A 22,378-nucleotide genomic window follows, 5' to 3' on the forward strand; every position below is an offset into this window, starting at 1 on the left:
ACCCGTGCGAGGGGTCCCCTGGACGGACCGCGGCCGTTCGGGGCGGGGCGGGCTAGCCTCGTCCGCGTGCAGCGGCTGCCCGGTACGGAGGCGCTCCGGCAGCTGGCGCTGGCCGTGAGCGTGCTCGACGGCGTCGAGCTCGAGCCCTTCGGCGCCGGCCTGGTGCTGCGCGACGGGCGCCCGCTGGAGGTCTCGTGGGACGAGGCCGCCGCTGCGCTGGGCGCGGACGGCCTGCCCGACGTGCTCGACCTGGACGACACGTCCTCGCCCGCTCGGCGCCGGCTCCGCCGCCACCTGCAGCTGCGCCGCGCCCTCGACGAGCCGGGCGCCCCCGACCGCGTACGAGCACTGGCCCTACCGACCGGCTCGGCCGCCGCTCCCGGGCCGGGCTGGGCGCGCACCCGGGTGCTCGGCGGAGCGACGGAGGTCGGGCCCGGGCTCCTCGGGCTGCTGCCCGGGCCGGAGGTGGTGCCGCTGTCCCCCGTCGCGCTGGCGGCCTCTGGGCGCGGCGGCGACGTCGACGCGGTATGGGCCGACGCGCTCGTCCACGCCGAGGCCATGGGTGAGCTCGCCGGCGAGCGCCTGCTGCGCGAGCCGCGCGTCCTCGTCCCCGTGGGCCACGCCGACGTGGTGACGCTGCTGTCGAGCCGGTCGTTCCGCAGCGCGCTGGCCGCCGGGTGCCCCACCGGCATGCGGGCGGTCGTCGTCCCCATGCGCCGGCGCGGCTGGGTCGACCCGTCGCACCTGGACCCGGCCTTCGTCGGGTCCGTCGCGGCCTTGGTCGAGGAGGACGACCGTGCCTTCCCCCGCCCGCTGCTCGTCACCGCGGACGAGCTGGTGCTCGTGCGGGCAGGTGGGCGCCCGGAGCGCCTCGCGCTCGACGGCATCAGCCCGCGCCCCCAGCGGGTGCGGGCCGAGCGTCCGACCGACTGACAGGGTGCGCGTCCGGCCGAGCCCTCGCTCGGCCTGACGCGGCGCGCGACCAGGACGGCCCGGTCAGCCCCGGCCGGCGGAGGCGCCGGCCTCCGGCGAGTAGGCCTCCGGCAGCCCGGCGACCGCCTCGATCACCTGGCGGCTCACCTCCTGGGCCGTGAGCCCGATCTCCGCCTGCACCTCGGCCCGCTTGGCGTGGTCGAGGAAGCGCTCCGGGACGCCGAAGTCGCGCACGGGCGTGGGGATGCCGGCATCGCGCAGCGCCTGGGCGAGCCGGGAACCGACCCCGCCGGTGCGTACGCCGTCCTCCACGCTGACGAGCAGCCGGTGGCGGCCCGCGAGCGCGACGAGCTCGGGGTCGACCGGCTTGACCCAGCGCGGGTCCACGACCGTCACCCCGACGCCCTGGGCGACGAGCCGGCCGGCGACCTCGAGGCAGAGCTCGGCCATGGCACCGACCGACACCAGCAGCACGTCCTCGTCGCCCTCGCGGCGCAGCACGTCGCCGCTGCCGACGCGCCCGGTCGCCGGGATGTCGGCCGGGATCTTGCCCTTGGGGAACCGGACCACGGTCGGTGCGTCGTCCACGTCGAGCGCCTCACGCAGCTCGGCGCGCAGGGTGGAGGCGTCCCGCGGCGCGGCCAGCCGCAGGTTGGGGACGACCTGAAGCATCGACAGGTCCCACATGCCGTTGTGGCTCGGGCCGTCGTCGCCGGTGATGCCGGCCCGGTCGAGGACGAAGGTGACCCCGCACTTGTGCAGGGCCACGTCCATGAGCACCTGGTCGAACGCGCGGTTGAGGAAGGTCGCGTAGACGGCGACGACCGGGTGCAGGCCGGCAGTGGCCATGCCGGCCGCGCTGGTGACAGCGTGCTGCTCGGCGATGCCCACGTCGAAGACCCGGCCGGGGTAGGCCCGGGCGAAGGAGTCGAGCCCGACGGGGATGCACATCGCGGCGGTGATGCCGACGACGTCGGTGCGCTCGGCCCCGACGGCGACCATCTCGTCGGCGAACACGCTGGTCCACGACGTGCCGGACGCGGCGAGCGGCTCGCCGGTCTCCGGGTCGATGACGCCGACCGCGTGGAACAGGTCGGCCTCGAAGGCCTCGGCGGGCGCGTAGCCCCGCCCCTTCTGGGTCAGCGCGTGCACGATGACCGGCCCGCCGAAGCTGCGGGCCAGGCGCAGGGCGCGCTCGACCTCCTCCACGTCGTGCCCGTCGACCGGGCCGATGTACTTGAGGCCGAGGTCCTCGAACATCCCCTGCGGGGCGACGATGTCCTTGAGCCCCTTCTTGACCCCGTGCAGCGTGTCGTAGATCGGCGCGCCCACGACTGGGGTGCGGCCGAGGACGTGCTTGCCCCACTCGAGGAAGCGCTCGTAGCCGCGGGTCGCCCGCAGCGTCGCCAGGTGACGGGCGAGGCCGCCGATCGTCGGGGCGTACGACCGCTCGTTGTCGTTGACCACGACGACGACGGGGCGGTCGCTCGCGGCGATGTTGTTGAGCGCCTCCCAGGACATGCCGCCGGTCAGCGCGCCGTCGCCGATGACCGCGACCACGGTGCGGTCCGAGCGTCCCTGCAGCTCGTACGCCTTGGCCAGGCCGTCGGCGTAGGACAGCGCGGTCGAGGCGTGGCTGTTCTCCACCAGGTCGTGGGGCGACTCGTCCCGGCAGGGGTAGCCGGACAGGCCGCCCTTCTGGCGCAAGGTGGCGAAGCCGTCGCGGCGGCCGGTCAGCAGCTTGTGAACGTAGGACTGGTGGCCGGTGTCGAACACGATCGGCTCGCGCGGGGACTCGAACACGCGGTGCAGCGCGATGGTCAGCTCGACGACGCCGAGGTTGGGGCCGAGGTGGCCGCCGGTCCGGGAGACCGAGGAGATGAGGAAGGCCCGGATCTCCGTCGCCAGCTCGTCGAGCTGGGCCCGGTCGAGCGACCGGAGGTCACGCGGCCCGCGGATCGAGTCGAGCAGACCCACGCACGTCCCCGCTTCCCGGGCTCGTAGCCCGACTACGCCCCCGCAGGGGCCCGTGCCCCCGGTTCGACCGCCTCGTCTTCGGCAGGGTTGATGGTACGCGGCGGCACCCCGTGCGGCATGGTTTGCGCGGCGGAAGCCCCGGGTGGCGTGCCGGGCAGGCGCGGGCCGCCCCCCGCGCACCGGGCCCGCCCGGAGTCGCCCGGAGTCGCCCGGAGTCGCCCGGAGTCGCCCGGAGTCGCCCGGAGTCGCCCGGAGTCGCCCGGAGTCGCCCGGAGTCGCCCGGAGTCGCCCGGAGTCGCCCGGAGTCGCCCGATGCCGCCCGATGCCGCCCGATGCCGCCCGATGCCGCCCGACGCCGCCCGACGCCGCCCTCAGGGCGCCCGGGGGCAGCTTCGGTCGCCCGGGCCGGGCCGGGACGTGCCGCTTGCGCGGAGCCGCCCGACAGGAGCACTCTCTGTTTCGGAAGCAGTGACAACACGGCCGAACTGACAACGTTGTCTTGCTTGCCCGAAAGCAGAACGCTTCGTTCACGAAGGTGGATCACGGTTGAGTTGCGGTCGAGGGTGTTCGATTGACCGTCAACTGGACCAGGCTCTTAACTAACGCGCAACACTGAACTTCCGGTGGCCGCGCCCCGCTGGCGTGTGCTACCTCCCCTGGCGGCGGTCGCCCCCAGGTCTCGGAACATCACGGAGGCAAAGCGGCATGCGACGACTCTCGCTCGTTGCCGGCATCGCTGCGCTGGGGCTCGCCCTGGCCGGATGCGGCGGAGACGGCTCGGACACCTCGGCCGGCGACACCGGTAGCAACTCGGGCAGCGGCACCGAGGCCTCCGGCGAGGTCGAGGTCTTCACCTGGTGGACCGAGGGCGGCGAGAAGGCGGGGCTCGACGGCCTGGTCAAGGTCTTCGGCGAGAAGTACCCGAACCTCAAGTTCGTCAACGGCGCCGTCGCCGGGGGCGCGGGCAGCAACGCCAAGGCCGTGCTCGCCTCGCGCCTGCAGACCCAGGACCCGCCGGACACGTTCCAGGGCCACGCGGGCGGTGAGCTCTCGGACTACATCAAGGCCGGCCAGCTCGAGGACCTCTCCGACCTGTACCAGTCCGAGGGCTGGTCCGACATCTTCCCGAAGACGCTGATCGACGCGATCACGTACGACGGCAAGCTCTACTCGGTGCCCGCGAACGTCCACCGGGCGAACGTCGTGTGGGCGAACCCGACCGTGCTGGAGAAAGCCGGCGTCGACCCGACCGCCGCGCCGGAGTCCATCGCCGACTGGATCACCGACCTGGACAAGGTGAAGGCCAGCGGCGTCGAGAACCCGCTCTCGATCGCGACCGACTGGACGCAGGTCCAGCTGCTCGAGACGGTCCTGATCGCCGACCTCAAGGCCGAGGGCTACGCCGGCCTGTGGACCGGCGACACCAAGTGGGACTCCCCCGAGGTCACCGCGGCACTGAACGACTACGCCAAGCTCATGAGCTACACCAACAGCAACCGGTCCAGCCTCGACTGGCCGGACGCGGCGAACATGGTCCGCGACGGCAAGGCCGGCTACAACGTCATGGGTGACTGGGTCGCCGCCAACTGGCAGGGCGAGAAGCTCGAGGAGGGCAAGGACTACGTCTACATGCCCGTCCCCGGCTCGCAGGGCATCTTCGACTTCCTCTCCGACTCGTTCACGCTGCCGGTCGGCGCCAAGAACCCCGAGGGCGCTAAGGACTGGCTGCGCGTCGTCGGCAGCGCCGAGGGCCAGCAGTCCTTCAACACGGTCAAGGGCTCGATCCCGGCGCGCACGGACGCGGACGCCGCGGACTACCCGGCCTACCAGCAGTCGGCCATCAAGGACTTCAGCTCCGACACGATCGTCCCGTCGCTCGCCCACGGCGCCGCGGCCTCGATCGCGTGGCTGAACGACATCACCTCGGCCGTCGGCAAGTTCGGCACGTCGAGCTTCGACTCCGGTGCGGTCTCCGAGCTGCAGAGCGGCCTCGTGCAGGCAGCGTCGAACAACCTGCAGAGCTGATCGTCCCCCGGCAGCTCCGACCGGACCACGCCAGGGCGGGGTCAGCCAACGGCTGGCCCCGCCTCGGCGCGGAAGGGTGACGGGCGGCCGGGCATCCCGCCTCTTGGAGTCACCTCGTGCGTCACACCGGAATTCGAAGATGGGGGCCTGGCCTTCTGGTCATGACCCCCTCGATCGTCGTCATCGCCGTCTTCGTGTACGGGCTGATCGGCTGGACGGTCAACACGTCCCTGACCGACCGGACGACCGCGCTGCCGGCCGATGGCTACGTCGGGCTGGAGAACTTCACCAAGCTCTTCCAGGACGACCGCTTCATCCATTCGCTGAAGAACCTCGGCGTGCTGACCGTCGTCTTCATCGTCGGCACCATGGTTCTCGGGTTCCTGTGGGCCCTCCTGCTCGAGCGTGGGTTCAAGGGTGAGGGCGTCTTCCGCTCGATCTACCTGTTCCCGATGGCCGTCTCGTTCATCGCCTCGGGTGTCGTGTGGCGCTGGCTGCTCAACAGCGCGGAGGGCGACGACGCCGGTGGCCTGAACAAGCTCTTCGACAGCCTGCACCTCGGATTCCTGCAGAACCCGTGGTGGAACGACCCGGACTGGGGCATGGCCGCCATGGCCCTCCCGGCGATCTGGCAGCTGTCGGGGTACGTCATGGCGCTCTTCCTGGCCGGGTTCCGCGGCATCCCGGCCGAGCTGCGCGAGGCGGCGCGGGTCGACGGGGCGTCGGAGTTCCAGCTCTACCGCCACGTGATCTTCCCGCAGCTGTCCCCCGTGGCGCTGTCCGCACTCATCATCGTCGGCCACATGTCGATGAAGATGTTCGACCTGATCATGGCGGTCTCGGGCGCCCAGTACCTCACCGAGGTCCCGGCGGTCTACCTGTGGACGACGCTGCTGGGCTCGAACTACGCCAAGGCCTGCGCCATCGCCGTCGTGCTGCTGCTGGTCGTCGCCGTCGTCGTCGTGCCGTACCTGGTGTCCAACGCGCGGGCGGAGAAGCGCCGATGAGCAGTGCAGCCGTCGCAGCCGGCTCCGCCCGGCCGCGCAAGAAGAAGCCCGGCCCGCGCTCCACGACCGCGCGCACGGCGCGCTTCGTGCTCCTCGTCCTGTTCCTGCTGCTCGTCCTGCTCCCGGCCTACGTCCTCTTCGTGACGAGCTTCAAGCCGTCGGCGGAGACGTCGGCCGACCGGGCGTGGCTGTTGCCCCAGAACTGGACCACCGAGGGCTGGAGGACCGCGTGGGACAGCCTGAGCCCGTCGCTCTGGCGCACGTTCCAGCTGGCCGTCCCGGCCGCGCTCATCTCCGCCTTCATCGGGTCGGTCAACGGGTTCGTCCTCTCCCGGTGGCGCTTCCCCGGGGCGGACGTCCTCTTCACGCTGTTCCTGTTCGGCATGTTCATCCCGTACCAGGCCGTCGTCATCCCGCTGCGGCAGCTGACGGTCTGGATCGGGCTGCCGAACGGCATCCCGACGCTGATCTTGGTGCACATCATCTACGGCATCCCGATCTGCACGCTGATCTTCCGCAACTACTACGCCTCGGTGCCGCACGAGCTGGTCGAGGCGGCCCAGGTCGACGGCGCGGGCATGATCCGAACGTACGCCTCGATCATCCTGCCGCTGTCGGGCCCCGGCTTCGTGGTCACGATCATCTGGCAGTTCACGTCGGCCTGGAACGACTACCTGTTCGCGATCTTCCTCTCGAACACCAGGAACGGGCCGATCACCATCGCGCTGAACGCGTTGGCCGGCGGGCAGTTGACGAACTACTCGGCGTCCATGGCCGGTGCCATGATCGCCTCGATCCCGACGCTCGTCGTCTACGTCGTCCTCGGCCGCTACTTCGTCGGCGGCCTCATGGCCGGGTCGGTGAAGAGCTGACGCCCGTTGCCGTACTCCGACGGCGGGCTGCCCTCACGGGTGGCCCGCCGTTCGCGTGAAGCGGGCCGCGGGCTGGGGGAGCCGGCGTGGGACGCCAGGGGCGGCGGCACCGGCCGGTCACGTCGCACCGGCGCCGGCCGCACCGACGCCTACAGCCGCTGGGTGAAGCGCTTGCCGCGCAGCGCTTCCTCGACGAGCGCCACTGCGCGCGCGGCCGCGACGAGCCGCGCCCCCTCGCGCTCGTACGCCACGAGCGCCGCCTCCACGGCCTGCGGCGGGACGGCGCCGCGCAGGTCGTCGCGGGCCGTCGAGAGCCCGCGGCGCGACGCCTCGATGCCCGCGGCCACCGCGTACGAGGCGAACCGTGCGAGCACGACGGGGTGCCGGCGCAGCACCTCGTGCAGCCGGTAGTCCGGCGGGCAGAGGTCGAAGAGCCAGGCGACGGCGGTCTTCTCCCAGTCCGGTGCCCCGGGGGGCCGCACCTCCACCGGCCATCCGGGAGGCGCGAAGCCCTCCCGTCCGCCTGCCGCCATGCCTGCCACCGTAACCTCGCCCGGTGACAGAGCACGTCTTCGCACAACGCCTGAACAACGCGCCCGGGGCGACGGTGACGCCTCGGCTCCCCCCGCGGGCCGGGCTCGGGCCACTGGTGCCTGACGTGCAGCGGCTCGCGGTGCTGCGCTCGGGTGGCCTGGGCGACCTCGTGGGCGCCGAGCCGGCCGTCGCCGCGCTGCGGGCGGCGTACCCGGACGCGGAGATCACCCTGCTCGGCGCGGAGCAGATGCGCCCGCTGGTCGAGGGGCGGCCCGGGCCGTGGGACCGGTTCGAGGCGGTGCCGCTGGTGCCGGGCGTACGCGGGGGCGCTGGCCCGGACGCCTCCCCGGAGGAGGTGGAGCGGTGGGCGGCAGCCCGCCGGGAGGACGCCTTCGACCTCGCGGTGCAGCTGCACGGCGGTGGCGGCAACGCGAACCCGCTGCTGCGCCGCGTCGGCGCGCGGGTCACCGCCGGGCCTGCCGCCCCGGACGCGCCGAAGCTCGACGTGACGGTCCCGTGGACCCCGTTCCAGCCGGACGCCCTGCGCTGGCTGGAGGTCGCGGCCGCGCTCGGCGCTCCCCCGCTCCGGCTCACCCCGCGGCTCAGCGTCACCGAGGAGGACCGCGCCGCCGCCGCGTCTGCGCTGGCGGGCCTGCCCGCGGGCCGGCCGCTGGCCGCCCTGCACCTGGGGGCCAGCGACCCGCGCCGCTGCTGGCCGGCGGAGAAGTTCGCCGCGGTGGCGGACGCGCTGGCCGACGCCGGCGCGACGGTGCTGGTCGTCGGCTCCGCGGCGGACGCGGGTCGCGCCGACCGGCTGCTCGCCGCGGCCAGCCACTCCGGGTCGGTGGTCCCGCTGGTGGGGCGGGTCGGCCTCGACGGGCTGCTCGGGGCGCTCGAGCGCTGCGCCCTGCTGGTCGGCAACGACTCCGGCCCGCGCCATCTGGCTGCGGCGATCGGGACCCCGACCGTCGGGGTGTTCACGAGCGCCAACCTCGTCGACGTGGCTCCGCTGGCGCGGGCCTGGCACCGGGTGGCGGTGTCGTGGACGCCGCGCTGCGCGCGGTGCGGGCGGGGCTACCTGCAGGGCGACTGCGGCCACGGCGAGACGGCGCTCGACGACGTCCGGGCCGAGGAGGTCGTCGGGCTGGCACTGGAGCTGTGGGAGCAGTCGCTCGCCACCCCCTGAGACCCCTGCCGCACGCGAGAAGGCGCCCTTGTGACGGCCTACCGTCAGAAGGGCGCCTTCTGCCCATGCGGGCACGCGGCGGCCGGAGCCGCGGGCGTCAGGCCAGCAGGCTGCGCAGGACGTACTGCAGGATGCCGCCGTGGCGGTAGTAGTCCGCCTCACCGGGGGTGTCGATGCGGACCCGAGCCTGGAACTCCTTGTCCCCCGCCCGCACCGTGACGGTCGACGGCGTGCGCCCCTCGTTGAGCTCGGTGACGCCGGTGATGCTGAACGTCTCCTCGCCGGTCAGGCCGAGCGAGTCCGCGCTCTCGCCCTCGGGGAACTGCAGCGGCAGGACGCCCATCCCGATGAGGTTCGAGCGGTGGATGCGCTCGTACGACTCGGCGATGACGGCACGCACGCCGAGCAGGGCCGTGCCCTTGGCCGCCCAGTCGCGCGACGAGCCCGATCCGTACTCCTTGCCCGCGAGGATCACCAGCGGCGTGCCGGCCGCGGCGTAGTTCTGCGCCGCGTCGTAGATCGTCGACACGGGGGCGTCGGCCTGGGTGAAGTCACGGGTGAACCCGCCTTCGGTCCCCGGCGCCAGCTGGTTGCGCAGCCGGATGTTGGCGAAGGTGCCGCGGATCATCACCTCGTGGTTGCCACGGCGCGAGCCGTAGGAGTTGAAGTCGCGCCGCTCCACGCCGTGCTCGGAGAGGTACTTGCCCGCAGGAGAGTCCGGCTTGATCGACCCGGCGGGGCTGATGTGGTCCGTCGTGACCGAGTCACCGAGCTTGAGCAGCGTGCGGGCGCCCTCGATGTCGACGACCGGTGCCGGCGTCGCGGGCATGCCCTCGAAGTACGGGGGCTTGCGGACGTACGTCGACTCCTGGTCCCACGCGAACGTGTCGCCCTCCGGCGTCGGCAGCGACTGCCAGCGCTCGTCACCGGCGAAGACGTCGGCGTAGTCGCGGGTGAACATCTCCGAGGCGATGGCCGACTCGACCGTCTCCTCGATCTCCTGCGAGGACGGCCAGATGTCGCGCAGGTAGACCGGCTTGCCGTCGCTCGACGTGCCGAGCGGCTCGGTCGTGATGTCGATGTCCATCGTGCCGGCGAGCGCGTACGCGACGACCAGCGGCGGCGACGCGAGGTAGTTCATCTTGATGTCGGGGTTGATCCGGCCCTCGAAGTTGCGGTTGCCCGAGAGGACCGAGACGACCGCGAGGTCACCCTCGTTGACCGCCGCGCTGACCTCCTCCGGCAGCGGCCCGGAGTTGCCGATGCAGGTCGTGCAGCCGTAGCCCACGAGGTTGAAGCCGAGCTTGTCGAGGTACGGCGTCAGGCCGGCGCGGTCGTAGTAGTCCATGACGACCTTGGACCCGGGGGCCAGCGTCGTCTTGACCCACGGCTTGCGCGAGAGCCCGAGCTCGACGGCCTTCTTCGCCAGCAGCGCGGCCCCGATCATGACCGACGGGTTCGAGGTGTTGGTGCACGAGGTGATGGCCGCGATGGTCACCGCGCCGTGGTCCAGCTCGATCGTCTCGCCGGTCGACAGCGTGGTGCGGACCGGGTTGCTCGGGCGGCCGGTCACGTCGCCGACGATCGCCGAGACCGGCTGGTCGGCCGGGTCGTCGTGCGTCGCGGCGGGCGGGTCGGAGGCCGGGAACGACTCGGCGGACGCCTCGTCGGCGCTGCCCGCGACTCCGAACGGCTGTTCGTTCTGCGGGACGCCCGGCGTGCGGTCGTCGCCGCCGGTCACGCCGGCGGAGACGTAGTTGGCCAGCGCGCTGCGGAAGCTCTCCTTGGCCTCGGCCAGGATCACGCGGTCCTGCGGGCGCTTCGGGCCGGCCAGCGACGGGACGATCGTCGACAGGTCGAGCTCGACGTGCTCGGAGTACGCCGGCTCGGCCGCCGGGTCGTGCCAGAGGCCCTGCTCCTTCGCGTACGCCTCGACGAGCGCGACCTGCTCCTCGGACCGGCCGGTGAGCTTGAGGTAGCGGACCGTCTCCTCGTCGATCGGGAAGATGGCGCAGGTGGAGCCGTACTCCGGGCTCATGTTGCCGATGGTGGCGCGGTTGGCGAGCGGGACGTTCGAGACCGCGGGGCCGTAGAACTCGACGAACTTGCCGACGACGCCGTGCTTGCGCAGCATCTCGGTGATCGTGAGGACGAGGTCGGTGGCGGTCGCGCCCTCGGGCAGCTCGCCGGTCAGCTTGAAGCCGACGACCCGCGGGATGAGCATGCTGACCGGCTGGCCGAGCATCGCGGCCTCGGCCTCGATGCCGCCGACGCCCCAGCCGAGCACGCCGATGCCGTTGACCATCGTGGTGTGGGAGTCGGTGCCGACGCACGTGTCGGGGTAGGCGCGCAGCGCGCCGTCGACCTCGCGCGTCATGACCGTGCGCGCCAGGTGCTCGATGTTCACCTGATGCACGATTCCGGTGCCCGGGGGCACGACCTTGAATTCGCTGAACGCGGTCTGGCCCCAGCGGAGGAACTGGTAGCGCTCGCGGTTTCGCTGGTACTCGAGGTCGACGTTGCGCTCGAACGAGTCCGGGGCGCCGAACAGGTCGGCGATGACCGAGTGGTCGATGACGAGCTCGGCCGGGGCGAGCGGGTTGATCTTCGTGGCGTCGCCGCCCAGGTCGCGGACGGCCTCGCGCATGGTGGCCAGGTCGACCACGCAGGGCACGCCGGTGAAGTCCTGCATGACGACGCGGGCGGGCGTGAACTGGATCTCCACGCTCGGCTCGGCGTCGGCGTCCCACTGCGCGAGCGCGCGGATGTGGTCGGCGGTGATGTTGGCGCCGTCCTCGGTGCGCAGGAGGTTCTCCAGGAGCACCTTGAGGCTGTACGGCAGCCGCTCGGCGCCCTCCACGGCGTTCAGCCGGAAGATCTCGTAGTCCGTGCCGCCGACGTCGAGCCGGCCCTTGCTGCCGAAGCTGTCCACGCTCACGAGCGCTCTCCTCCCAATGCGTCCCGGTGCGGGACCAAGGCAATCTCGCTCATCCTGCCCCGCTCCCGCCTCCGTCAGGCAGTAAGGCGAGGCTTACCTGGACCTGACGATATATCTCGACGTCGAGATACTTTCACTGTAGCCGCCGCCGGGTCACACTGTCGCGGTGTCCGTCACTGCCGTCGTCCTTCCGCCCCCCTCGACCGCCACCACCTCCCGGCCCCCACTGCTGATCGTGGGTCACGGGACGCGCGACGCCGCCGGGGTCGAGCAGTTCACGGGCTTCACCCGCCGGGTCGCCGCCCTCATGGCCGGACGCGGCGTCGCGGTCGGTGGCGGGCTGATCGAGCTCGCGCCTCCCCCGCTGATGGACGCCGTGGCCGGCCTGGTCGGGGCCGGCCACCGCCATCTCGTCGCCGTGCCGCTGATGCTCGTCGCCGCGGGCCACGCCAAGGGCGACATCCCCGCGGCGCTCGACCGGGAGCGGGAGCGCCACCCCGCGATGACGTACGCGTACGGCCGCCCGCTCGCCGCCGACCCGCGCATCCTCGACGCGCTGGACGAGCGGCTGTCGGCGGTGCTCGACGACGCCGAGCGGGCCGGGACGCACGTCGTCCTCGTCGGGCGTGGGTCGACCGACCCGGACGCCAACGCCGAGGTCTTCCGGGCCGGCCGGCTCTTCGAGGAGGGGCGCGGCCTGGCGGGCGTCGAGTCCTCGTTCATCAGCCTGGCCAGGCCCGGCGTCCCGGCCGCGCTCGAGCGCTGCCGCATGCTCGGCGCCGCGCGGGTCGTGGTGCTGCCGTACTTCATGTTCGCCGGCGTGCTGCCCGACCGGATCGTCGCGCAGGCGCAGGCCTGGGCGGCCGAGCACCCGGAGGTCGACGTCCGCTGCGCGGGCCTGATCGGGGACTGCGACCAGCTCGCCGAGGTGGTGATCTCCCGGTACGAGGAGGCGGTCGCCGGCGGCATCAGGAACAACTGCGACACCTGCATGTACCGCATCGCGATGCCGGGGCGCGAGGCCAAGGTCGGCCTCCCGCAGGCCCCGCACGATCACCCGGACGACCCGGCGCACCCGCACGGCCATTCCCACGACCACGGGCACCCGCACGGCCATTCCCACGACCACGGGCACCCCCACCCGCACGGGCATCCCCACGCGCACGCCCACTGAGCCGAGGAGCACGCGGCGCCGACCGCCGCCATCACCGCCGCGACGCGCGCCGCGTACGACGAAGACGCGGCTCAGGACGTACGGGCTGGCGTCGAGCCCGCGGGCGACGGCGAAGCCCGCCGGGCGGCCGGCCGGCGTCCGGACCCACGCCGCACGGCCCGGGCCCGTCGAGGCCTGCTGCAGGCGCTCGTCGCGGTACCTCCCGTCGACGACGGAAGCACAGGTCGGTAGTCCGCCAGGTCGTGCTGGACGAGCTGCCAGAGCCTGCCGCAGGTCCCGGTCCTCGCGGGAGGCCCGGCGCAGGGTCATACCGTCCGACGCCGCGCCCACGACGCGAGCCTAGGCCTGCCCCAGCTTCGCCGGCGCCAGGACGATGTCGACCCGCGTGACGCGCCCGTCGACGACGGTCAGCGCGGCGACCGAGCTCAGCCGCCCCTCCGCGTAGAACGCGAGCCCCGGCCCGCCGTTGACGAGAATCGCCTCGACGCGGTCGCCTGCCCCCCACTTGCGCTTCTGCGCGACCCCCAGCAGGAAGCGGGCCACCCGCTCGGCGCCGGTGACCGGCCGGCGGGCCGCGTTGACGACCCCGCCGCCGTCGCTCGTGAGGACGACGTCGGGGTCGAGCAGGGACACCAGCCCGGCGAGGTCGCCGTTGCCCGCCGCCTCGAGGAAGGCCGACACCGTCTTCCCGTGTGCGCCGGCGGGCACGTCCATCCGAGGCGCCCCCGCCTTGACGTGCGCCCGCGCCCGCACGGCGAGCTGCCGGACGGCCGCCGGGGTCCGGCCGACCACGTCGGCCACCTCCGACAGCGGCATGCCGAACACCTCGTGCAGCACCCAGACCACGCGCTCGGCCGGCGACAGCGTCTCCAGCACGACCATGAGCGCGTAGCTCACCGAGTCGTCGAGCGTGACGCGGTCCGCGGGGTCACCGACGCCCGACGACGGCTGTGCAGGCGCGTCGAACAGGGGCTCGGGCAGCCACGGCCCGACGTACGCCTCGCGCTGGACCCGCGCCGACCGCAGCACGTCGAGCGCCCGGCGCGACACGGCCACCACCGACCACGCCTCGACGTCGCGCACCGCCTCGTCGGCATCGGCGGCCACGAGCCTCAGCCAGCAGTCCGAGACGACGTCCTCGGCCTCCGCCACCGTGCCGACGACGGCGTACGCGATGCCGACCAGCCGGGAGCGGATGCGCGTGTAGTCCGCGGCCAGCTCCTCGGGCCTCGTCACGGGCGGCCACCGCTCGTGGCGAGGAGGTACTCGTCGTACGTCTGCTTCGCGTGCACGAAGTCACCTTCGGGCAACAGGCCACCGCCCGACAAGGCCCTCCCGGTGGCACCGGGGACGGGGACGGGGATGACGAGCCGGCGCGAGCCCTGCGCACTCAGCAGCCGGCGCACCATCTCCGGCATCATCAGCTGCTCCGGCCCGGCGATGGGCGTCGCCATCCCCTGCGGCTCCCGCTGCACGAGCCGGACGAGCTCGGCGGCGACCTCGCGGGCGGCGACCGGTCGGCTGAGCATCCGGGGCACGGGGACGAGCGGCCCGCGCACCCCGCTGAGCAACTGCCCGGCGAACTCGTGGAACTGCGTGGCACGCAGCACGGTCCAGGGGCCCCCGCCGGCCGCGAGCAGCTCCTCCTGCCGGAGCTTGCCGGCGTAGTAGCCGAGGCCGACCCGGTCGACGCCCACCACCGAGAGCGCGACGAGGTGGCGGACGCCGGCGCGGGCCGACGCGTCGAGCAGGTGGCTGGTCGCCGTCCCGAAGTAGCCCAGCGACCGGGCCCGGCTCGTCGTCGTCACGTTGCCCACGTCGACCACGGCGTCTGCCCCGTCCAGCGCCGCGTCCAGGCCGCGCCCCGTCGTCAGGTCGACCCCGTGCGACCGGGAGAGCACGACAGGCGTGCAACCACTGCTGCGTAGTTCCTGAATCACGAGTCGTCCCATGAGGCCCGTCCCGCCCGCCACCGCGATCGTCATCCCGTTCGTCATGCCGGATGGACGGGCGAGGGCGCGCAGGTGTGACATCAGGAGGGCGAGGCGGCCATGTCACACGCCGCGGCAGTGTCCCGTCCTCGTGGTGAAGGCGCCCATCAGGGACGCCGGAAGCCCGCCAGGAGGGCACCATGAGCAACGGTCGGAGGCGCATCGTCATCGTCGGCGGAGGGTTCGCGGGGTTCTACGCCCTGCGCCACCTGCAGCGGCACCTGCCGCGCGGGCGGGCCGAGCTGGTCCTCGTCAACCCGACGGACTACCTGCTCTACAGCCCGCTCCTACCGGAGGTGGCCACCGGGTCGTCGAGGCACGGCACATCGCTGTCTCGCTGCGCCGCGCGCTGCCGAAGGCCCGGCTCGTCCTCGGCCGCGTGTCCGCCGGGGACCTGTCCGGCCGGACCGTCACGGTCCGCTCGATCGACGCGAACGGCGAGGAGCGGGACGAGGCCCTGCACTGGGACCGACTGGCACTCACGCCCGGGTCGGTCACCCGGCAGTTCGCGATCCCCGGCGCGCCGGACCACGCCCGCGGGCTCAAGACGCTCGTCGAGGCGGTCTACCTGCGTGACCACCTGCTGCGCCAGCTCGACCTGGCCGATGCGCTGCCCGACACGGCCGAGGGCCGCGCCGAGCGGGCCGCACTGCTCACGGTGGTGGCGGTCGGCGCCGGCTACACCGGCACCGAGGTCGTCGCGCGGACCCAGCGCTGGCTGCGCCGGATCGAGCGGCGGTGGAGCCGGACGAACGCGCGCGACGTGCGGTGGGTGCTCGTGGACGTCTCGCCGACGGTCCTGCCCGAGCTCGGACCGAGCCTGGGCCGGCGGGCGCTGCGCCTGCTGGAGAAGCGCGGCGTCGAGGTGCGGCTGGGCGTCTCGGTCGCCGCGGGCGACGAGCGGGCCGTGCGGCTGACCGACGGCACCGCGGTCGCCACGCGCACCCTGCTCTGGGGAGCCGGCGTCGCCCCCAGCCCGTTGATCGAGAGCCTCGGCCTGCCCACCCGCCGCGGGCGCCTCGTCGTCGAGCCGGACCTGTCGGTCCCAGGCCTGGCCGGTGTCTGGGCCGCGGGCGACGCGGCCGCGGTCCCCGACCTGACCGCCGCGAAGCTCGACGGGGAGCGTCCGGCGACCCCGCCCACCGCCCAGCACGCGCAGCGCCAGGGCACCGCGCTCGGCCGGAACATCGCGGCGAGCCTCGGGGTCGGCACGCCCCGGGCGTACAAGCACAAGGACCTCGGCCTCGTCACGGACCTCGGCGGCTGGGACGCCGTGGCCAAGCCGCTCGGCGTGCCGCTCACCGGGCCGCTCGCCAAGGTGGTCACGCGGGCCTACCACCTGTACGCCCTCCCGGCCATGGCGAACCGGCTGCGCGTCGCTGCCGACTGGCTGTGGCAGAGCGTGCTCCCGCCGGAGTCGACGCAGCTGTGGGTCGTCCGGTCGGAGGACGCGCGGCTGGCGGTCGCCCAGGGGACCGGGATCTACGGGCCGCCGGCGCACGCCGGGCGGCGGACGAGGCGGCCCGGGCACCGGGCCTTCAGCCGCTACAGCCGGACGAGGGGGCCGGTGTCCCTGGTCAGGGCGAGCAGCAGCTCGCGGGCGCGGCGCAGCTGGTCGACGTCGTACCCGCCCTCGTACAGCCCGGCGACCGCGGTGCCGTCGGCCGCCCGCACGACGAGGAAGGTGCGCTGGGGGTCCAGCCCGTCGGCCGACAGGGCGGCGTCCCACCGCTGCTGGTCCCGGCGCATCGCCTCGGTCACGCCGGGGACGGAGGACAGCGCGGCGACGAGCAGGACGTAGTCCACGTCGAGCGTGTCCTCGATGAGGGCGTCGAACGTCACGCGCACGTACGCCCGGGCCAGCCGGCCCGGAGCACGGTCGGCCGGGTCGACGGCGCTCTGCACGGCCTGGAAGAACTGGTCGGCCTGGTCGTTCGCGACCTCGAGCAGCAGGGCGTCGCGGGAGCCGAAGTGGTGCAGCAGGCCGCCCTTGGAGACGCCGGCGTGCCGGGCCACGACGTCGAGGCTCACCCCTGCCCCGTGGGCGACGACCGCGCGCGCAGCGGCGTCCAGCACCGCACGTCGGGTCCTCGCCGTGTCCCGCTCGCGTGGTGGCACCGCGCCCTCCCGTGCACCGAGTTGGCTCCAGCATAGCCGACCAGATGGTTTGCAGTGCCGACCGAATGGTCGGTACGGTGCGAGCATGGCGGAGCTCTCCACGGTCACTGACGCACACCCGGAGCAGCAGCGAGTGACAGCGCGCCAGTGGGGCGCGCTCGCAGCGCTGACGCTCGCGGTGACGCTGCTCGCGGTCGACGGGACCGTGCTGGCCCTGGCCGTCCCGGCGCTCACCGCGGACCTCGCGCCGACCACCAACCAGCTGCTCTGGATCGGCGACGCGTACTCGTTCGTGCTCGCCGGGCTGCTGCTCAGCATGGGCACGCTGGCCGACCGGATCGGCCGCAGACGATTGCTCCTGCTCGGGGTGGCCGGCTTCGGCGGCGCATCGGTCCTCGCGGCCTTCGCGACCAGCCCCGAGTGGCTTCTCGCGGCCCGCGTGCTGCTCGGCGTCGCCGGCGCCACGCTCATGCCGTCGACCCTGTCGATCGTGCGCAACGTCTTCCCGGACCCCTCCCAGCGCACCCGGGCGGTCGCGATCTGGTCGGCCGGCGCCTCCGGCGGCGCCGCGCTCGGGCCACTGGTCGGCGGGGTCCTGCTCGAGCACTTCTGGTGGGGCTCGGTCTTCCTGGTCAACGTGCCGGTCATGCTGGTCGTGCTCGTCGCGGTTGCCGCGCTGGTGCCGGAGTCGCGGGACCCCCGGCCGGGCCGGTTCGACCTGCCGAGCGCAGCTCTCTCGATCGCCGCGATCGTGCCGCTGGTGTGGGCGGTCAAGCACACCGCGAAGGAGGGCCTCGACCCCGCCGGCGTGCTGGCCGCGGTGGTCGGCACGGCGGCGGGCGCGGGATTCGTACGCCGCCAGCGGAGCCTGGCGGCCCCGCTCGTCGACGTGACGCTGTTCCGCAACCGGTCGTTCAGCGGGACCGTCATGGCATCGCTCATCGCCATCTTCGCCTTCAGCGGCCTGCTCTTCTTCTTCTCGCAGTACCTCCAGCTGGTCCGTGGCTACTCCCCGCTCCAGGCCGGCCTCCGTGAGCTGCCCATCACCCTGGCCTCCATCGCGGTCGCGGCCGTCGCGGCCGGGCTCATCGGCCGGCTGGGCGTCGGGCGCGCACTGGCCGCGTCGCTGCTGGTCGCCGCTGCCGGGCTCGCCGTCCTGGCCGTCATGGAGGGCCGTCCGGGGTACGCCGGGATGGCCGTCGGGCTGGTCGTCATCGGGCTCGGGGTCGGCGTCGCCTTCACCGCGTCGACCGACGCGATCCTCAGCGCCGTGCCACGTGAGCGGGCGGGGGCGGCCTCGGCCATCTCCGAGATGTCCTACGAGCTGGGGGTGGCGCTCGGCATCGCGCTGCTCGGGACGCTGCACACCCTGCTCTACCGCTCCGCGCTGCCCGACCTGTCCGGCGTCTCGGCCGGCACGCGCGAGGCCGTCACCGAGTCGCTCGCCATGGGCGCGCAGCAGGCCGCCGCGACCGGTGAGGGCGGCGCCGGCCTGCTCGACGCGGCCCGGCACGCCTTCGCCGAGGCGATGCAGCTGAGCTCGGCGGTCGCCGCCCTGCTCCTCGTGGCGGCGGCGGTGGTCGCGTGGAAGGTCGTCCCGGCCACCGCTCGCGCCGTTGCACCGGACACCTGAGAATCACAGCGAACGTCCAGGTAGCGCCCAGTCAGGCGGCAGGCAGGCCACGAACAGTGAACTCGTGCCCTCCGACCTCGCCTTCGAGTCCCCCGCCCGGCTGTGGGCGTTCGCCGGCCTCGCGCTGGCGGCGCTGGCAGCCGGCCTAGTCCTCCGGCGGCGCCGCACCGCCGAGCAGTACGCCGACGCCGCTCTCCGCCCGTCGCTGGGCGCCGCGCGCACCGGCTGGCGCCGACGGGTCGCCGCGGCCGGGCTGGCCCTCGGCATCGTGGCGCTCACGACGGCGTTCGCCCGCCCGTCCGTCGTCGCGACGACGAAGGACCAGCGCGCGGTCGTCGTCATCGCCCTCGACGTGTCCACCTCGATGCAGGTGAACGACGTCGCGCCGAACCGCTTCACGGTCGCGAAGCAGACCGCCCAGCAGTTCGTCCGCGAGCTGCCCGACGACATCGACGTGGGGCTGGTGGCGTACAGCGCCGGCGCCCGCCTCGTCGCGGCTCCCACCGCCGACCACGAGTCGGTCGCCGCCGCTGTCGACACCCTCACGATGGACGGCGGCACCGCGATGGGCAGCGCGCTGCAGCTCTCGCTCGACGCCGCTCTGCGGTCCCTGGACCTGACGTCTGCCACCGCCGCGGCGGGGAGCCCGCCCGCCGCCCGGCTCGTCCTGCTCTCGGACGGTGACAGCACGACCGGGACGCCCGTCGAGCAGGCGGTGCAGGCGGTGGCCGACGCACAGATCCCGGTCTCGACCATCGGCCTCGGCACGGAGTCAGGCGCCGGGCAGGTGTTCGACGGCCGGCAGGTCACGGCGCCGGTCAACTTCGCCCTGCTGCAGCAGATCGCCGACGGGACGGGCGGCACCGCCTACCGCGCCGCGGGCGCCGCCGAGCTGCAGGACGTCTACACCGACATCGGCGAGCAGATCATCCCGCGGACCGAGCGCAGGGACGTCTCCGACGAGGTCGCCGGCGTGGGCCTGGTCCTCCTCCTCGGGACGGCCGTCCCGTCCCTCCTCTGGTTCGGCCGTCTCGCCTGACGGCGGCGCGCACTTCTCAACACCCGCAGAGAGATTCAGGAGTATTCATGCACCCCACCGAGCCGACAGAGACCAGCCACCTGCTCGAGCAGGTGCTGATGGAGATGAAGAAGGTCATCGTCGGGCAGGACCGGATGATCGAGCGGATGCTCGTCGCGCTGCTGGCCCGCGGCCACGTCCTGCTCGAGGGCGTCCCAGGCGTCGCCAAGACGCTCGCCGTCGAGACCCTCGGCACCGTCGTGGGCGGCACCTCGGCCCGCCTGCAGTTCACCCCCGACCTCGTTCCGTCGGACATCGTCGGGACCCGCGTCTACCGCCCGTCCAGCGAGCGCTTCGACGTCGAGCTCGGGCCGGTCTTCGCCAACCTCGTCCTCGCCGACGAGATCAACCGCGCCCCCGCGAAGGTGCAGTCCGCACTGCTCGAGGTCATGGCCGAGCGTCAGGTGTCGATCGGCGGCCTGACGTACCCGCTGCCCAAGCCGTTCCTCGTGCTGGCCACCCAGAACCCGATCGAGAGCGAGGGCGTCTACCTGCTGCCGGAGGCGCAACGCGACCGGTTCCTGCTCAAGGTCGACGTGCCGCACCCGAGCATGGGCGACGAGCTGGAGATCGTCCGCCGCATGTCGGTCCGCCCGCCGCGTGCGGAGCAGGTGCTCGACACCGACCAGCTGCTGGCCGCCCAGGCCGAGGTGGACGAGGTCTTCGTGCACCACGCGGTGTCCGAGTACGCCGTCCGCCTCGTCATGGTCACCCGCGACCCGGCGGCGTGGCAGGCGCCCGAGCTGGCCCCGCTCATCGCGAGCGGCGCCTCGCCCCGCGGCTCGCTGGGGCTCGTGCAGGGCGCGCGAGCGCTGGCCCTGCTGCGCGGCCGCCGATACGTGCTGCCCGCGGACGTCTCGGACCTGGCGGTCGACGTGCTCGCGCACCGCATCGTGCTGACGTACGACGCGCTGGCCGACGCCGTGCCGGCCCGCTCGATCGTCGAGAAGGCGCTCGCGGTCGTCCCCCCGCCGATGGTCGCCCCGGCCCAGGGGGCCGTCGCCGACGCGAGCGCCGCGTGACCGAGCTCCCTCCCCCGCCACTGGTGCCGCCGGGTACCGTCCGCCGGCTGTCGATGACGGTGACCCGCCGCCTCGACGGGCTGCTGCAGGGCGACCACCTCGGCTTCCTGCCCGGCCCCGGCGGCGAGGCGGCCGACGCCCGGGCGTACGCGGCCGGGGACGACGTCCGCCGCATCGACTGGGCGATCACCGCCCGCACCGGCGAGACGCACATCCGCACCACGGTCGCCGAGCGCGAGCTGGAGACGACGCTGCTGCTGGACCTGTCGTCCTCGATGTCGTTCGGCACGGCGACCGCGGAGAAGCGCGACGTGGGCATCGCCGTCGCCGCCGCGTTCCTCCACATGGCCAAGGGGCCCGGCGACCGGGTGGGCGCGCTGCTGCTCGGGAACGACGGCATCCGCGCGCTGCCGCCGCGGTCCGGCTCCGCCGGGGCGTACGCGACGCTGAGCGCGATGCTCCGGCAACCGCGGCAGACGGGGCCGTCCGATGACCGGCTGGCCGCCGGGCTCCGGGCCGTGGCCGCCCGCCAGCGGCGCCGCGGGCTGGTCGCGGTGGTCAGCGACCTGCTCGAGCCCGTGGAGCAGTGGCAGCGCCCGCTGCGCCTGCTCGCTGCCCGGCACGACGTCGTCGTGGCCCAGATCGTCGACCGGCGCGAGCGCGAGCTGCCCGCCGTCGGCGTGCTGCGCCTGGTCGACCCGGACACCGGACGCGAGGTCGACGTCCGCACGACGCCGCGGGCCCGCGAGCGGTACGCCGAGGCGGCGGCGGCCCGCGCCGAGGAGCAGCGCCTGGCTGTGCGCGCGGCCGGCGCCGACCACGTGGTGGTGCGCACCGAGGACGACTGGCTCCCCCAGGTCGCCCGTTACCTGACCCGCCGCCGGCGTACCCGCGCCGTCGTCGCCGCCGGGAGGGCCTGATGACCGGACTCGGGTTCGACGAGCCCGTCCGCCTGTGGCTGCTGGCCGGCGTCGCCGCGCTCGCCGTGGCGTACGTCCTCCTGCAGCGCCGCCGCTCGGCGGAGGCCGTCCCGCTGCCGGGCCTGGGCCTGGTCGCGGCATCGCTGCCCCGGCTCGGGTGGCGCAAGCACGTGGCGGCGGCGTTCATGCTCCTCGCGCTCGGCACGACGACGGCGGCGTTCGCGGCGCCGACGGCCGAAGTGCAGGTCGCACGTGAGCGCGCCACGGTCATCGTGGCCCTGGACGTGTCGCTGTCCATGGCGGCCGAGGACGTGAGCCCCGACCGCATCACCGAGGCGAAGGCGGCGGCCCGGGAGTTCGTCGCGGGCCTGCCGGAGAAGTTCAACGTCGGGCTGGTCGCGTTCTCCGGCTCGGCGGCGACCGTGGTCGAGGCGACGCAGGACCACGCGGCGGTCGAGGCGGCGATCGACACGCTGCAGCTCGGCAACGGCACCGCGATCGGCGAGGCGGTCTTCTCCGGCCTCGACGCCGTCGCGGGCGTGCCCGGCGCGGCCGGGCAGTCCGCCGCTCCGGCACGGCTGGTGCTGCTGTCGGACGGCGCCAACACGACCGGGCGCTCGCTGGTCGAGGCCGCCGAGCAGGCCAAGGCCGCGGGGGTGCCGGTGTCGACGATCGCCTACGGCACCGAGAGCGGGGTCGTCAGCACGGCGCAGGGCGTGGTCAACGTCCCGGTGGACGCGCCGTCCCTGGCGGCTCTCGCGCAGGAGACCGGCGGCCAGGCCTACGAGGCGGCCAGCGGCAGCGAGCTGCAGGGCGTCTACGCGGACATCGGCAGCCAGGTCGGCTACACGACGGAGCGGCGCGGGGTCGCCGCGGGTGTCGCGGGGCTGGGGCTGCTGGCCGCCGTCGCCGCCGCGGGCAGCGCGCTCGCCTGGTCGCCGCGCCCGGTCTGACGGCCGCCGCTGCCACG

The 22,378-nt window shown here is 73.8% G+C and carries 17 protein-coding genes and 1 pseudogene; 12 read left to right on the plus strand and 6 right to left on the minus strand.

From position 1 onward, the window contains the following. Window positions 1-66: 66 nt before the first annotated feature. Entirely contained in the window at window positions 67-933 is an 867-nt protein-coding gene (locus G9H72_RS12825) for a hypothetical protein (RefSeq protein ID WP_166171603.1), read from the plus strand. 63 nt (window positions 934-996) lie between these two features. On the opposite strand, the gene dxs is transcribed toward G9H72_RS12825, so the two are convergent. Further along, window positions 997-2,910 carry a 1-deoxy-D-xylulose-5-phosphate synthase gene (dxs, locus tag G9H72_RS12830; protein ID WP_166171605.1) on the minus strand — a complete coding sequence of 638 codons (1,914 nt, stop codon included), beginning with the start codon at window positions 2,908-2,910 and terminating at the stop codon, window positions 997-999. A gap of 705 nt (window positions 2,911-3,615) precedes the next feature. Between dxs and G9H72_RS12835 the strand changes: the two genes are divergently transcribed. From G9H72_RS12835 to G9H72_RS12845, 3 genes are all read left to right on the plus strand, one after another. Beyond that, window positions 3,616-4,935 (plus strand): ABC transporter substrate-binding protein, encoded by a 1,320-nt coding sequence (locus G9H72_RS12835; protein ID WP_166171607.1) that lies wholly within the window; start codon window positions 3,616-3,618, stop codon window positions 4,933-4,935. 161 nt (window positions 4,936-5,096) lie between these two features. After that, window positions 5,097-5,942: a carbohydrate ABC transporter permease gene (locus G9H72_RS12840; protein WP_166171609.1), complete on the plus strand. Its 846-nt coding sequence runs from the start codon at window positions 5,097-5,099 to the stop codon at window positions 5,940-5,942. Then, complete coding sequence (locus tag G9H72_RS12845) at window positions 5,939-6,814, plus strand: carbohydrate ABC transporter permease (protein WP_166171611.1); 876 nt, start codon at window positions 5,939-5,941, stop codon at window positions 6,812-6,814. Before G9H72_RS12840 ends, G9H72_RS12845 begins: the two co-directional genes overlap by 4 nt. 149 nt (window positions 6,815-6,963) lie before the next feature. Here G9H72_RS12845 and G9H72_RS12850 read toward each other — a convergent pair whose 3' ends face one another. Next, complete coding sequence (locus tag G9H72_RS12850) at window positions 6,964-7,347, minus strand: hypothetical protein (RefSeq protein ID WP_166171613.1); 384 nt, start codon at window positions 7,345-7,347, stop codon at window positions 6,964-6,966. Window positions 7,348-7,370: 23 nt separating this feature from the next. Here G9H72_RS12850 and G9H72_RS12855 point away from each other — a divergent pair, with 23 nt between their 5' ends. Further along, on the plus strand, window positions 7,371-8,534 hold the full coding sequence (locus tag G9H72_RS12855; protein ID WP_331272259.1) for a glycosyltransferase family 9 protein: 1,164 nt from the start codon (window positions 7,371-7,373) through the stop codon (window positions 8,532-8,534). Between the two features lie 97 nt (window positions 8,535-8,631). On the opposite strand, the gene G9H72_RS12860 is transcribed toward G9H72_RS12855, so the two are convergent. Next, window positions 8,632-11,472 (minus strand): aconitate hydratase, encoded by a 2,841-nt coding sequence (locus G9H72_RS12860; protein WP_331272260.1) that lies wholly within the window; start codon window positions 11,470-11,472, stop codon window positions 8,632-8,634. A gap of 166 nt (window positions 11,473-11,638) precedes the next feature. Here G9H72_RS12860 and G9H72_RS12865 point away from each other — a divergent pair, with 166 nt between their 5' ends. Then, on the plus strand, window positions 11,639-12,646 hold the full coding sequence (locus tag G9H72_RS12865; protein WP_166171615.1) for a sirohydrochlorin chelatase: 1,008 nt from the start codon (window positions 11,639-11,641) through the stop codon (window positions 12,644-12,646). Window positions 12,647-12,985: 339 nt separating this feature from the next. On the opposite strand, the gene sigJ is transcribed toward G9H72_RS12865, so the two are convergent. After that, window positions 12,986-13,882, minus strand: coding sequence for an RNA polymerase sigma factor SigJ (gene sigJ / locus G9H72_RS12870; protein WP_331272261.1), 897 nt, complete (start codon window positions 13,880-13,882; stop codon window positions 12,986-12,988). Then, the gene (locus G9H72_RS12875) at window positions 13,879-14,631 is read right to left on the minus strand and encodes an SDR family oxidoreductase (RefSeq protein ID WP_166171826.1); all 753 of its coding nucleotides are present in this window, start codon (window positions 14,629-14,631) and stop codon (window positions 13,879-13,881) included. Before G9H72_RS12875 ends, sigJ begins: the two co-directional genes overlap by 4 nt. A 10-nt stretch (window positions 14,632-14,641) precedes the next feature. On the opposite strand from G9H72_RS12875, the pseudogene G9H72_RS12880 reads away from it, so the two are divergent. Further along, window positions 14,642-15,745: pseudogene (locus G9H72_RS12880) on the plus strand (NAD(P)/FAD-dependent oxidoreductase); the annotation flags it as partial. Between the two features lie 437 nt (window positions 15,746-16,182). On the opposite strand, the gene G9H72_RS12885 reads toward G9H72_RS12880, so the two are convergent. Then, window positions 16,183-16,755, minus strand: a complete 573-nt coding sequence (locus tag G9H72_RS12885) for a TetR/AcrR family transcriptional regulator (protein ID WP_166171617.1) — start codon at window positions 16,753-16,755, stop codon at window positions 16,183-16,185. Between the two features lie 49 nt (window positions 16,756-16,804). Between G9H72_RS12885 and G9H72_RS12890 the strand changes: the two genes are divergently transcribed. The 5 genes from G9H72_RS12890 to G9H72_RS12910 all read left to right on the plus strand — a co-directional run bounded on the left by G9H72_RS12890 (window position 16,805) and on the right by G9H72_RS12910 (window position 22,361). Beyond that, entirely contained in the window at window positions 16,805-18,388 is a 1,584-nt protein-coding gene (locus tag G9H72_RS12890) for an MFS transporter (protein ID WP_269205212.1), read from the plus strand. Between the two features lie 64 nt (window positions 18,389-18,452). Beyond that, complete coding sequence (locus G9H72_RS22435; RefSeq protein ID WP_166171621.1) at window positions 18,453-19,427, plus strand: VWA domain-containing protein; 975 nt, start codon at window positions 18,453-18,455, stop codon at window positions 19,425-19,427. A gap of 47 nt (window positions 19,428-19,474) precedes the next feature. Further along, window positions 19,475-20,488: an AAA family ATPase gene (locus G9H72_RS12900; protein ID WP_166171623.1), complete on the plus strand. Its 1,014-nt coding sequence runs from the start codon at window positions 19,475-19,477 to the stop codon at window positions 20,486-20,488. A gap of 53 nt (window positions 20,489-20,541) precedes the next feature. Continuing rightward, the gene (locus G9H72_RS12905; protein ID WP_231126906.1) at window positions 20,542-21,408 is read left to right on the plus strand and encodes a DUF58 domain-containing protein; all 867 of its coding nucleotides are present in this window, start codon (window positions 20,542-20,544) and stop codon (window positions 21,406-21,408) included. Further along, complete coding sequence (locus tag G9H72_RS12910) at window positions 21,408-22,361, plus strand: VWA domain-containing protein (RefSeq protein ID WP_166171627.1); 954 nt, start codon at window positions 21,408-21,410, stop codon at window positions 22,359-22,361. Before G9H72_RS12905 ends, G9H72_RS12910 begins: the two co-directional genes overlap by 1 nt. Window positions 22,362-22,378: the final 17 nt, after the last annotated feature.

It is taken from the genome of Motilibacter aurantiacus (assembly GCF_011250645.1).
Classification (GTDB): Bacteria; Actinomycetota; Actinomycetes; order Motilibacterales; family Motilibacteraceae; genus Motilibacter_A; species Motilibacter_A aurantiacus.

What these genes read in the sequence shown, in the direction of transcription:
- G9H72_RS12835 (WP_166171607.1), top strand. Translation starts at nt 3,616, where the DNA reads ATGCGACGACTCTCGCTCGTTGCCGGCATCGCTGCGCTGGGGCTCGCC.
- G9H72_RS12840 (WP_166171609.1), top strand. Translation starts at nt 5,097, where the DNA reads ATGACCCCCTCGATCGTCGTCATCGCCGTCTTCGTGTACGGGCTGATC.
- G9H72_RS12845 (WP_166171611.1), top strand. Translation starts at nt 5,939, where the DNA reads ATGAGCAGTGCAGCCGTCGCAGCCGGCTCCGCCCGGCCGCGCAAGAAG.
- G9H72_RS12850 (WP_166171613.1), bottom strand. Translation starts at nt 7,347, where the DNA reads ATGGCGGCAGGCGGACGGGAGGGCTTCGCGCCTCCCGGATGGCCGGTG.
- G9H72_RS12875 (WP_166171826.1), bottom strand. Translation starts at nt 14,631, where the DNA reads ATGACGATCGCGGTGGCGGGCGGGACGGGCCTCATGGGACGACTCGTG.
- G9H72_RS12900 (WP_166171623.1), top strand. Translation starts at nt 19,475, where the DNA reads ATGCACCCCACCGAGCCGACAGAGACCAGCCACCTGCTCGAGCAGGTG.
- G9H72_RS12905 (WP_231126906.1), top strand. Translation starts at nt 20,542, where the DNA reads ATGACGGTGACCCGCCGCCTCGACGGGCTGCTGCAGGGCGACCACCTC.
- G9H72_RS12910 (WP_166171627.1), top strand. Translation starts at nt 21,408, where the DNA reads ATGACCGGACTCGGGTTCGACGAGCCCGTCCGCCTGTGGCTGCTGGCC.